Raw genomic sequence first — 12710 nt, forward strand, 5'->3', positions numbered from 1 at the left:
AAAGGAGTATTAAAATGAAAAGAAGAGAAGCACGCGAAAGAGCGCTTCAAGCTTTATTCCAACTGGAATTAAATGAAATGCCAGTCGAGCAGGCGATTCAAAATGTGATGGATGAGGAGCAAGACGACTATGTTGAAACACTTGTAAACGGTGTGACAGAACATAAAAGTGAACTTGATCAAAAAATCGAAATACATCTCGACAATTGGCAACTAAGTCGCTTAAACAAAGTTGACCTTTCCATTTTGCGCGTTAGCACATTTGAAATGCTCTTTTTAGAAGATGTGCCAGATCGTGTAAGTTTAAATGAATCAATTGAAATCGCGAAAATTTATAGTGATGAAAAAGCAAGCAAATTTATCAATGGTGTACTCGCAAATATTGCACAAAACGATTAGTGGTTTTACTGTAGATTTGGTGGAAAAATATTTTTTCATCAAGTCTATTTAATCATAAGTTTTCAAGGGGGCAATGAAGATGGCACAAGTTATTGATGGTAAAAAATTAGCAAAAGAGATTCAGGAAAATGTAACGAAAGAAGTGAGCGCACTAAAAAGCGAAGGGAAGCAACCTGGACTGGCAGTTGTACTTGTTGGGAATAACCAAGCGTCACGTACATATGTAAGAAATAAACAAAAGCGCACAGAAGAAAGCGGCATGAAGTCCGTACTTATCGAACTTCCAGAAGATGTTTCAGAAGATAAACTGCTCCAAACCGTCAAAGATTTAAACGAAGATGACACCATTCACGGGATTTTAGTACAACTACCACTTCCAAAGCATATTTCGGAGGAAAAGGTCATTGATACGATTTCCGTACTGAAGGATGTGGACGGGTTCCATCCTCTTAACGTCGGCAACTTATTTGTTGGTAAAGATTCATTAGTTCCTTGCACACCAGCTGGAATTATTGAGCTAATTAAATCAACAGGTGAAACTATTGAAGGCAAACGTGCAGTTGTAATTGGTCGAAGTAATATCGTCGGAAAACCAGTTGCACAGCTCTTATTACAAGAAAATGCAACGGTCACAATTGCGCATAGCCGAACCAAAAATTTAGCAAAAGTCGCAAGTGAAGCAGATATTTTAGTTGTTGCAACTGGTCTAGCTAAATTTGTGAAAAAAGACTACGTCAAAAAAGGTGCGGTTGTCATAGATGTTGGCATGGACCGCGATGAAAATAACAAATTGTGCGGCGATGTGGATTATGATGATGTCTTTGAAAAAGCTGGCTTTATTACGCCTGTTCCAGGTGGTGTTGGTCCCATGACAATTACCATGCTACTAACCAACACACTAAAAGCAGCAAAGCAAATCTATAATAAGCAATAAAAATTGGACGTGATGATTTTGCAAGAAAAATATTTAACGGTTGAAGCACTTACAAAATATATTGAACGTAAATTTGAGGCAGACCCTTATTTAAAACAAGTTTTTGTTAAAGGGGAAATTTCGAATTTAAAAACACCTGCGAGCGGCCATATTTATTTTACGTTAAAAGATGAGGCGGCCATGCTTCGTTCTGTCATGTTTGCAAAATCCGTTGCCAAATTACCATTTCAACCAGAAGATGGTATGAACGTGTTTGTGACCGGCCGAGTGTCCGTTTTCAACAAGGCGGGACGCTATCAATTTTATGTGGATAACATGGAACCAGACGGTATCGGCGCATTGTACGTTCAATTTGAACAATTAAAAGCTAAATTAGACAAGGAAGGACTTTTTGATGCAACGCATAAAAAAGTGCTTCCTTCTTTCCCTTCTAAAATTGCTGTCGTGACAAGTGCGACAGGGGCGGCAATACGTGATATTTTAACGACGATTCGTCGTCGAATGCCCAGCACAGAAGTACTTGTTTATCCAACACTTGTGCAAGGAGAAACTGCTGCGCGCAAAATTGCTGAAAATATAGCTCGAATTAATGCGCGAAATGATATTGATTTGATAATTATTGGTCGGGGTGGTGGCTCACTTGAGGAACTTTGGGCATTTAATGAGGAAGTGGTCGTGCGCTCAGTTTTTGATTCCGATGTGCCAGTTATTTCGGCTGTCGGGCATGAAACGGATTTTTCGCTTGCGGATTTTGCGGCGGATGTTCGGGCTGCGACTCCTACTGCAGCTGCTGAGCTTGCCGTGCCGCATTACCAAGATTTAAACGAACGTCTTCTTGAACGGAAGTATCGGTTGACGAGTTTAATGCGGCAAAATTTAGAGCGTTCTGAAGTCAATTTGCGAGCGAAGCGGGAGCGGCTCATGCTTCGCGGGCCAAAGAAATTGCTTGATGAGCAAACTGAACGTTTGGATTATTTTTCAGGGCGGCTTGAAAACGCTTATGCGCGGGGAATTTGGCAGCAAAAAACTTATTTCACGCAATTTTCCAATCGACTGCAACTGGTCTCACCAGAACGACTAGTGGCGGATGCAAAACGCGACACAAAAGAACTTTCAAGGCGGTTACAGCTGGCTACGAATGAAACTGTCAAATTGAAGCGACATGAGTTTGAGAAGCATATTTCGGCGTTGGAACTTTTAAGTCCGCTTTCCCTCCTAAAAAGGGGTTACGGGGTGACATATAAAGCTGGAAAAGTTGTAAAGGAAGTCCGTGAACTCGCAAGTGGAGATGAAGTGAAAGTTGTTTTAAGTGATGGCGCCTTTCTGGCAAATGTGACAAGCAAAGAGGAGGAGAAATAGATGGCAACAAAAAAACAACAAAGTTTTGAAGAAGCGATGAAAGAGTTAGAAGCAATTGTAGAAGCTTTAGAAAGTGGTGACGCTTCTCTAGAGGAGTCGCTTGATATGTATCAAAAAGGAATCGAACTAACCAAACTTTGCCAAACGAAGCTACAGGCTGCTGAAGAGAAGATGGCGAAAGTTGTAACGGAAACGGACGAGGTGAAACCGTTTGAAGTGGAGGGCGAATAATAGTGTCAGGAATCGATGCTTTTATAGATACGTACAAAGCAAAACTTGAAGAGCGTCTCTTTTCTGCTGTTGAAAACGAAGCAATTGAGCCGCTTTTAAAAGAAGCGATGCATTATTCACTTCAAGCTGGTGGAAAGCGAGTTCGTCCGCTTTTACTTTTTGCGACAATCGAGGCTTTACTAGGTGATGGAAACTTGGGTATCCACGCAGCGAGTGCCATTGAAATGATTCATACATATAGTTTAATTCATGATGATTTACCAGCAATGGACGACGATGACTTTCGTCGCGGAAAATTAACTAGTCATAAAAAATTTAATGAAGGAACTGCTATTCTGGCTGGAGATGCTCTCCTCACGATGGCTTTTTCCGAAGTTGCGAACGATGAAACAATTGATAATGCTAAACGGGTAAAAATTATACAATGTTACGCTAAAAATGCTGGCGCTCTCGGAATGGTAGGCGGACAACAAGCAGATTTAACGGGCGAGGGCAAACAGTTAACACTTGCTGCGCTTAAATCCATTCATATGCGGAAAACTGGAGCACTGCTCCGTGCAGCTGTCTATGCAGGAAGTGTGCTTGGAAACGCAACGACTAGTCAACAGGAGCGTTTGAACGCTTACGCGGAAAATATTGGAATCGCTTTTCAAATTTGCGATGATATTTTAGATGTGACAGGGGATAAAGTGAAATTAGGCAAGGAAACTGGTTCTGATGAGCGAAATCAAAAGAGCACCTATCCAAAATTATTAACACTAGATGGGGCGAAACAAGCACTAGACGAGCATTATCATTTAGCGATTTCAGCAATTTGTGATAGTGATTTAAAAACGGATTTTCTAATAGGTCTAGCTGATTTAATTGTAAAACGGGATAATTGAATAGTTGTAAAAATTGTTTCGCTATTTAAAGACAAACATTTGCATTTTTGAGTTTTACATGATATGCTTAAATAGCATTATTTTTGTGGGTAAGGATACGATTGTGAACAGCATTCCATCTCGTGCCATAAGCAAGAATAGTACAATATAATGTGCTCGGGAGCACGAGGAGGAATATTTAAAATGGAACAAGGTACAGTAAAATGGTTTAACGCAGAAAAAGGTTTTGGATTTATCGAACGTGAAGGTGGAGACGATGTATTCGTACATTTCAGCGCTATCCAATCTGATGGTTTTAAAAGCTTAGACGAAGGTCAAGCAGTTACTTTTGACGTAGAAGAAGGCGCTCGTGGACCACAAGCGGCTAACGTTAACAAAGCGTAATTGACATTTTAAAATCAAAAGCAAATCTCAATTTTGAGATTTGCTTTTTTTATTGTCTAAATGTATTTTCATTTGAATTCACTTGGTGAAACAGAGCGAAAATGATATAATGATTTCAAGTAAGCTCAAATAAAATGGGTTTTTTATTAAACTATGAAGAAAGAGAGCTGTTTCTATTGGATCTTTTTAAAATTAAGGATCCTGCCTTTTTAAAAGACATGGCAATACCTGAAATGGAAGACTTAGCTGCAGAGATTAGAAAGTTTTTGATTGAATCTACTTCGGTGACAGGTGGCCACATTGGACCTAATTTAGGCGTAGTTGAACTAACAATTGCACTTCACTATACTTTCCAAAGCCCGAATGATAAATTTATTTGGGATGTTGGTCATCAGTCATATGTGCATAAAATTTTAACGGGTAGGGCAAATAAATTTGATACACTTAGGCAACAGGGCGGATTGGATGGTTTTCCAAAGCGAAAAGAGTCCCCTCATGATGTATTTGAAACTGGACATAGTTCTACCTCGCTTTCCGCAGCAGCAGGGATGGCAATTGCTCGTGATATAAAAAACGAACATTTTCATGTTGTTCCAATTATTGGTGACGGTGCTTTAACAGGTGGAATGGCGCTTGAAGCACTTAATCATATTGGGGATATGGGAAAAGAAGTAATTGTAATTTTAAATGATAACAATATGTCGATTGCACCAAATGTTGGGGCAATGCACAATATGCTCGGAAAATTACGAACTTCGGGCAGGTTTAAACGTGCCAAAAAAGATTTAGAAGCAGCGATGAAAAAAATCCCTAATGCGGGAGATAAGATCGCAGGTTTTGCTGAAAGAGTAAAAGATAGTGTAAAATATTTGCTTGTTCAAGGCACTTTCTTTGAAGAAATGGGTTTTACTTACTTAGGACCTGTCAATGGTCACGATTATCAAGACTTAATTACTAATCTGGAATTTGCTAAAAAAGTAAAGGGACCAACGCTCATTCATGTTGTAACAACGAAAGGGAAAGGGTATGCACCGGCTGAAACTGACAAACGTGGCACGTGGCATGGTACGGGGCCTTATAAAGTAGAGACGGGTACTTTTATTAAACCTGTAACAGAGGCGCCAGCATGGAGCGAAGTGATTAGTGAAGGCATTTTGGAACTTGCTAGAGAGGACGAGCGGATTGTTGCGATTACGCCAGCCATGCCAGTTGGATCGAAGCTAGAAAAATTTGCGCTCGAGTTTCCAGAACGCTTTTTTGATGTTGGTATTGCAGAACAGCATGCTGTCACACTAGCGGCTGGAATTGCTGCAGAAGGCTTAAAACCATTTTTAGCGATTTATTCCACTTTCTTACAACGTGGCTATGACCAAGTTGTCCATGATGTTTGCAGGCAAAACTTAAATGTAATAATAGGAATTGACCGCGCTGGTCTTGTTGGTGGTGACGGTGAAACCCATCAAGGTATTTTTGATATTAGTTTTTTACGAGGTATCCCGAACATCGTGATTGCTATGCCAAAAGATGAATTTGAAGCGCGTCAGTTGATTCAAACCGCTTATGAGTTTGAAGGACCATTCGCACTTCGTTACCCGCGTGGCAATGGATTAGGGGTCGATTTAAACGGAGCGATAGAAGCACTACCAATTGGTAAGTTTGAAACTTTGATTGAGCCAGTAGATGTTGCAATTTTAACATTCGGTACAACCATTTCCATCGCCTGTGAAGCGGCTCTTCGTTTACGCAAGCAAGGAATACGCGTCGGTGTTATTAATGCACGCTTTATTAAACCGCTTGATGAAGATCTTTTACACCAACTCTTTTTGAAAAAAATGCCGATTTTAACGGTTGAGGAAGCCCTTTTAGCGGGTGGGTTCGGCAGTGCGGTCTTGGAGTTTGCTGAAGAGCACGGATATAGTGACAGTGTTATTAGTCGGTTAGGCTTACCAGATGAATTTATAAGTCATGGTTCTGTAGAAGCGATTTTAGAAGAATATGGCTTATCAATTTCTGGAATTGAAATGAAAATAAAAGAAATGCTTACGCGTTTCGGGAAGCAAAAGGCGAATTTATTATGAGTGTAAAAAAAGAACGCGCGGATGTTTTGCTCGTAGAACAGGGCCTTTTTGAAACGAGAGAAAAAGCAAAACGTGCGATTATGGCGGGAATAGTTTTTCGAACGGATACGCGAATTGATAAACCTGGCGAAAAAATTCCTGCGGATAGTGTACTGCGCGTAAAAGGGAAAACTTTACCATATGTAAGTCGCGGCGGATTAAAGCTTGAAAAAGCGCTACAAGTTTTTGAATTTGACGTGAAGGATAAATTGATGCTTGATATTGGTTCATCAACTGGAGGCTTTACAGATTGCGCACTTCAAAACGGGGCGAAGCATTCGTATGCGCTTGATGTTGGCTATAACCAATTAGCTTGGAAATTACGCAACGACCCGCGAGTTACTGTTATGGAGCGTACGAATTTCCGCCATGTAACACCGGTAGATTTCACGCAAGGCTTAGCAGAATTTGCGACCATCGATGTCTCATTTATATCTTTAAAGCTCATATTGCCAGTTTTACGGACGGTACTCGTTTTGGGCGGTGACGTGATGACACTTATTAAACCGCAATTTGAAGCAGGGAAAGAAAATGTTGGTAAAAAAGGAATTGTGCGTGATCCTAAAATTCATTTAGCAGTTTTAGAAGACATTTTGACGGAAGCTAGAAAACTTGGTTTTGATGTGTTAGGTATTGATTTTTCTCCAATAACAGGCGGTGAAGGAAATATTGAATTTATTGCGCACCTCAAATGGACAGGAAATGAATCAGGCGAGATTTTATTAGAAAATGAGGCACTAGAAAAAATAGTAGAACAAGCACATATACAATTAGATTCAAAAAATGCACAAAATTAGATGAAAGTTAAGCTAAAACCAGTTTTTAAAGGCTGGTTTCAGCTTGTAGGAAAAACTCAAAATATATGCAAGACAAAACGTCCCACGCAAAATCAGACTGCTGACAAATGGTGAGATTCTAGGCAAAGCCAAGTACCGAAGTGGAGCGTACTCGAGTACGTGAACCTCGGAACGGAGGGTTTAACGACGAAGATTGCCGTTTGTCTGCAGTCTGAAACCAGTTTTTAAAGACTGGTTTTTTATTTTATACGTATTTTACAAAAAATATAAATCATCATGAATAAATAAAAATGGAGGGAGTTAAAAAATATTTGCGTTAAATCCGTGACTTTATGCGATTTTTTCGTTAATATGGAGATATAAAAAATAACGCGAGGTGAAAAATAGTGAATAAAGGTCATCGACACATTATTATCCGTGAACTTGTAACTTCAAATGAGATTGATACGCAAGAAGAATTAGTGGAACTTTTGCAAAAGCGTGACGTGAAAGTGACACAGGCAACCATTTCTCGTGACATTAAAGAACTTCATTTAGTAAAAGTCCCAACGCAAAACGGGACATATAAGTATAGCTTGCCTGCCGATAATAAATTTAACCCCCAACAAAAATTAAAACGAGCACTTGTTGATTGCTTTATCAGCATTGATACAGTTCAGTTTATTTTGCTTTTAAAAGTAATGCCGGGAAATGGAAACGCAATTGGCGCTTTACTTGATAATTTAAATTGGCCTGAAAAAGCCGGAACACTTTGTGGCGATGATACTTGTCTTATTATTTGTCGCTCGGCAGAAGAAGCCCAAAAAGTTTCAGAACGTTTAGTGGAGATGCTATAAAAAGGAGGATTCAAACAGGTGTTACAAGAATTAACGATTAAAAACTTGGCTATCATTGAATCTCTTTCTCTTTCTTTTGAAGAAGGAATGACCGTTTTAACTGGTGAAACAGGTGCCGGTAAATCGATTATTATCGATGCTCTTGGTTTACTTGTAGGTGGTCGGGGCTCTAGTCACTTTATTCGCCACGGCGAGGATAAACTTTCATTAGAAGGTTTATTTATCCTTGCCGAGGATAATCTCACAGCACAAAAAACGCTTGCAGAAAATGGTATTGATGCAACTGATAATATGGTTGTGTTAGAACGAACCGTGTTTAGAAGCGGGAAAAATGTTTGTCGCATAAACGGGAAGCTTGTGACAACAGTGCTTCTTAGAGATATAGGTTCCAAATTAATTGATATTCATAGTCAGCATGAGCACCAAGAACTTATGCATGACGAGTTTCACCTTACACTTCTCGACCGGTTTAGCGGCGAAACAAAACCCTTTGAAGAATATGAAGAGACATTTTCTTTATATAAAAAAGCGCAAAAAGAATTTCGTGATTTCACAAAAAACGAACAGGAACTCGCCCAGCGTCTAGATATGCTTCAATTTCAAAATCAGGAAATTGAAGCCGCCCACTTGCAAGAAGGTGAAGAAGAAACACTCCTTCAGGAAAAAAATATTCTGGCCAATTTCGAGAAATTAAACGAAAATTTAAATGGTGCGTATAGTGCGCTTCAAAATGATTCTGGCGGGCTTTCTGCGGTTAGTGAGGCGATGCACCAGCTTGAAACAGCGAAAGATGTATCATCTGATTTTGATGGAATATACGAAACGGTTGCATCAAGCTACTATCAATTGGAAGACGCGGCAACACAAATTAGGCAGGCGCTCGATCAAATGGAATTTCAGCCAGAGCAATTACATGAAATTGAAAACCGCCTCGCGGAAATGAACCAATTGAAACGGAAGTACGGGAAAAAAGTGGAAGATATTATTGCCTATCACCTTGAAATCCAAGATGAAATTCAAAAATTAGCGAATAGCGAGGTACATGTTGGCGAACTTTCAGAAAATGTCGAACGACTAGCAAAACAGGTTGCCGAAAAGGCTACGCATTTGACGACCCTAAGGAAAAAAGCAGCCACCCAATTGGAAGCACAAATTAAGCAAGAACTCAGCCAGCTGTATATGGAGAAAGCCATATTTGAAGTCCATTTTTCAGCTAAAGAAGCATGTTCAGAAACGGGTTTGGATGAGGTGGTCTTTTACATGTCCACTAATCCAGGTGAACCAGCGAAACCGATGACAAAAATCGCTTCTGGTGGTGAATTATCTCGTATGATGTTGGCGCTTAAAACCATTTTTTCGAAGCACCAAGGGATTACGTCTATAATATTTGATGAAGTTGATACGGGAGTAAGCGGACGTGTGGCACAAGCAATTGCTGAAAAAATTTACGCAGTTTCTGTAGGGTCACAAGTCCTATGTATTACGCATCTACCGCAAGTGGCGGCAATGGCCGATCATCATTACTATATTACGAAGAGTGTTGAAAATGAGCGAACATCTACGAATGTGGAAATTCTTAGTGGGGCTGAAAAAAGTTTGGAAATTAGTCGAATGATTGCCGGAACGGAAGTCACTGAGCTGGCGAAACAACATGCGGAAGAAATGCTTTCTCAAGCGAGGAAGGCGAAAGCCGCACGATAAAAAACAAAATTGCTTGCATGAAAAAAGGTTTTTGTTTAAAATATAAGAGTAAGTTTTATTACCTGCTTATAAAAACAACTACTAATTTTTCATGCAGCTTTTATTTTTTATGGAAAGTTTTAAATGACGCAATCATTTAGTTTGGAAGTGATCAAATGAGTGCAAGTCTTCCCTTATATTTGCACTGATTGCGAGATGTGAAAATGCACCTAATTTAGTAGAAAAATAGATGATGCCAAGCAATATACAAAATGATTTGAATTGGAATGAAGGTAGACTAAGAAGACGTCTGCACGATGTTTCTTAAGTGAAGGATTTGAAATTAAATGTAATATTGCCCTTTTTATTAACTGGCAGAATGGTCTGAATATCTTATAAAAATCGGAATAAAGCGTTTTCTTCATTTTTGATGCAAAGGGTTTTTGGATTGTGAAGCGCGCATGTTACAATAGTACTGAAATAACTGATAACGTAGAACAAATTTCACAAATTTAATTCAGTTGGCGAATGGCGCTAGAAGGGGGCAAAAATGAGCTTTATAGTACTTGCGATAAATCCAGGTTCGACTTCAACAAAACTCGCTATTTTTGATGGTGAAGCTTTGCGTTTTGAAGAAGAAATAAGACATGTGCATGAAGAATTAAAGCCGTTTCAAACAGTTCTTGATCAACTTCAATTTCGTAAGGAAATTATTGTCCGGACATTGCATAGTAAGGCATTTGAGCTTGATGAGCTTGATGCTATTGTGGGTCGCGGGGGACTTTTAAGACCGTTAAAAGGCGGTACGTATAAGGTAACGGAGAAAATGATTCATGATTTAAAAATTGGTGTTTCAGGGCAACATGCATCTAATTTAGGTGGTTTAATTGCGGCTGAACTAGGAGCGGACCTTCAAATTCCAATTTATATTGTAGATCCAGTCGTTGTCGATGAATTAGAACCTGCATCGCGAATTTCTGGGCATAAGGATTATGAGAAAGTTAGTATTTTTCATGCATTAAATCATAAGGCTACGGCGCGCAAAGTGGCTAGCCAGCTGGGGCAGACGTATGAGGCAAGTCGTTTCATTATTGCACACATGGGCGGTGGTATTTCGGTTGCAGCACACAAAAATGGTCTTGCCATTGATGTGAATAATGCGCTTGGCGGGGAGGGCCCGTTTAGTCCTGAACGCGCTGGAACTTTACCGCTTAACACCTTTTTAGACGCGTGTTTTAATCCAAAACATTCAAAAGAAGAACTTAAAAGGCAACTTATGGGTGAGGGCGGTATTTATTCATATTTAGGGACTACGGATATGCGTGAAGTTGAAAAGATGATAGCAGATGGAAACGACTATGCGACACTCATTTTTGATGCGATGGCGCTTCAAGTGAGTAAGGAAATTGCGGGTCTAGCTGTACATTTTGCTGGACAAGTCGACGCGATTATCTTAACTGGCGGCCTTGCGAGAAGTGAGGCTTTTACGAAAAAAATAACAGAGCAAACATCTTGGCTTGCGAAAGTGATCATCTCACCAGGTGAAGACGAAATGAAGGCTTTAAATGAAGGAGCGCAACGGATATTATTAGGGCAAGAGCTCGCGTTAGAATACTAGGAGGAGGATTTTTAGATGGCGAAAGAGTATGATGTAGTCGTTTTAGGCGGCGGAACTGGTGGTTATGTTGCGGCAATTGGTGCGGCAAAAAACGGCTTATCTGTAGCAGTTGTTGAAAAAGACAAATTGGGCGGAACATGTTTACATCGAGGTTGTATTCCAAGTAAAGCATTATTACGTTCTGCAGAAGTTTTCCAAACAGTTAAGAAGGCAGAAGAATTTGGGGTGACTGTTGAAGGCGGTGCATCACTTAACTTCTTAAAAGCGCAAGAACGCAAAGCAAAAATTGTTGAACAATTGACAAATGGTATCCATCAACTGTTTAAACAAGGGAAAATTGATTTATATGAAGGAAAAGGAACCATTTTAGGTCCTTCCATTTTTTCACCAACTGCGGGAACAATTTCTGTTGAGTTTAATGATGGCTCCGAAAATGAAATGCTTATTTCGAAAAATCTTATTATCGCAACGGGCTCAAGACCACGCTCCTTAAAAGGACTTGAACTTGATGAAAAAGATGTATTTTCCTCTGACGGGGCACTTCAAATGGAGGCTTTGCCGAAGTCGATTTTAATTGTCGGTGGCGGTGTAATTGGTATGGAGTGGGCTTCGATGTTGCATGATTTTGGCGTTGATGTAACGGTTCTTGAATATGCAGACCGAATTATCCCAACGGAAGATAAGGAAATTTCGAAAGAACTAATGAGGCTCTTTAAAAAGAAAAAGATTAAAATGATTACAAGTGCAGAAGTTCAGGCGGATTCTTTAATCAAAAAAGATGGTTCTGTTACAATTGATGCGCTTGTTAAGGGCGAAAAACAAACTTTTACAGCTGAAAAAATGCTAGTGTCTGTTGGTCGCGCGGCTAATGTTGAAAATATCGGTTTAGAAAATACAGATGTTATCGTTGAAAAAGGATTTATCCAAGTGAATGACGTCTATCAAACGAAGGAAAGTCATATGTTTGCGATTGGTGACTGTATTCCAACGCTTCAACTGGCGCACGTTGCGATGCACGAGGGGACGATAGCAGCCAACTTTATTGCTGGTAAAGAGGTAGAAAAACTAAATTATGACCTTGTTCCTCGGTGTATTTACACATCGCCAGAAATTGCAAGTGTTGGAATTAGTGAGGACGTGGCAAAAGAGCGTGGACACGTGATAAAAAAAGGAAAATTCTTTTTCCGTGGCATTGGAAAAGCGCTTGTTTTTGGAGAATCGGACGGTTTTGTTAAAGTGTGTTCGGATAAAGAAACGGATGATCTTCTTGGTGTGTCTATGATTGGGCCACATGTGACGGACATGATTAGTGAAGCAGCACTTTCTCAAGTACTTGATGCAACTGCTTTTGAGATTGGGGCAACGATTCATCCGCATCCAACTTTATCAGAAGCATTTGCGGAAGCGGCTCTTGCTGTTGATGGCAATCAAATTCACGGGTAATAAATACCTTGGTTTATAATTAGGAGGAA

At 39.8% G+C, this 12710-nt stretch carries 12 protein-coding genes; all 12 read left to right on the forward strand.

Translation table 11 applies throughout. The annotated features are described in order from the left end of the window. Positions 1-14: 14 nt before the first annotated feature. The 12 genes from nusB to lpdA all read left to right on the forward strand — a co-directional run bounded on the left by nusB (position 15) and on the right by lpdA (position 12681). Positions 15-398 (forward strand): transcription antitermination factor NusB, encoded by a 384-nt coding sequence (nusB, locus tag R8923_RS00685; RefSeq protein ID WP_485870835.1) that lies wholly within the window; start codon positions 15-17, stop codon positions 396-398. Positions 399-477: 79 nt separating this feature from the next. Next, positions 478-1332: a bifunctional methylenetetrahydrofolate dehydrogenase/methenyltetrahydrofolate cyclohydrolase FolD gene (gene folD, locus R8923_RS00690; protein ID WP_485870836.1), complete on the forward strand. Its 855-nt coding sequence runs from the start codon at positions 478-480 to the stop codon at positions 1330-1332. A 15-nt stretch (positions 1333-1347) separates the two neighbouring features. Next, positions 1348-2691, forward strand: a complete 1344-nt coding sequence (gene xseA / locus R8923_RS00695) for an exodeoxyribonuclease VII large subunit (RefSeq protein ID WP_485871206.1) — start codon at positions 1348-1350, stop codon at positions 2689-2691. After that, the gene (xseB, locus tag R8923_RS00700) at positions 2692-2922 is read left to right on the forward strand and encodes an exodeoxyribonuclease VII small subunit (protein ID WP_485870837.1); all 231 of its coding nucleotides are present in this window, start codon (positions 2692-2694) and stop codon (positions 2920-2922) included. A gap of 2 nt (positions 2923-2924) precedes the next feature. Then, a complete protein-coding gene (locus R8923_RS00705) occupies positions 2925-3806 on the forward strand; it encodes a polyprenyl synthetase family protein (RefSeq protein WP_485870838.1) in 882 nt (293 codons plus the stop codon). Positions 3807-3989: 183 nt separating this feature from the next. After that, entirely contained in the window at positions 3990-4190 is a 201-nt protein-coding gene (locus R8923_RS00710) for a cold-shock protein (protein ID WP_007474297.1), read from the forward strand. A 176-nt stretch (positions 4191-4366) separates the two neighbouring features. Further along, positions 4367-6268 carry a 1-deoxy-D-xylulose-5-phosphate synthase gene (dxs, locus tag R8923_RS00715; protein WP_485870839.1) on the forward strand — a complete coding sequence of 634 codons (1902 nt, stop codon included), beginning with the start codon at positions 4367-4369 and terminating at the stop codon, positions 6266-6268. After that, positions 6265-7104, forward strand: a complete 840-nt coding sequence (locus tag R8923_RS00720) for a TlyA family RNA methyltransferase (RefSeq protein ID WP_485870840.1) — start codon at positions 6265-6267, stop codon at positions 7102-7104. The genes dxs and R8923_RS00720 overlap by 4 nt, the downstream gene beginning before the upstream one ends. 386 nt (positions 7105-7490) lie before the next feature. Further along, the gene (gene ahrC, locus R8923_RS00725; RefSeq protein WP_485870841.1) at positions 7491-7940 is read left to right on the forward strand and encodes a transcriptional regulator AhrC/ArgR; all 450 of its coding nucleotides are present in this window, start codon (positions 7491-7493) and stop codon (positions 7938-7940) included. 18 nt (positions 7941-7958) lie between these two features. Continuing rightward, positions 7959-9641 carry a DNA repair protein RecN gene (gene recN, locus R8923_RS00730; protein WP_485870842.1) on the forward strand — a complete coding sequence of 561 codons (1683 nt, stop codon included), beginning with the start codon at positions 7959-7961 and terminating at the stop codon, positions 9639-9641. A gap of 529 nt (positions 9642-10170) precedes the next feature. After that, complete coding sequence (gene buk, locus R8923_RS00735; RefSeq protein WP_485870843.1) at positions 10171-11238, forward strand: butyrate kinase; 1068 nt, start codon at positions 10171-10173, stop codon at positions 11236-11238. Between the two features lie 15 nt (positions 11239-11253). Further along, positions 11254-12681, forward strand: a complete 1428-nt coding sequence (gene lpdA / locus R8923_RS00740) for a dihydrolipoyl dehydrogenase (RefSeq protein ID WP_485870844.1) — start codon at positions 11254-11256, stop codon at positions 12679-12681. The last annotated feature ends 29 nt before the right edge of the window (positions 12682-12710 follow it).

The sequence above is a fragment of the Listeria tempestatis genome (assembly GCF_963575625.1).
Lineage (GTDB): Bacteria > Bacillota > Bacilli > Lactobacillales > Listeriaceae > Listeria > Listeria tempestatis.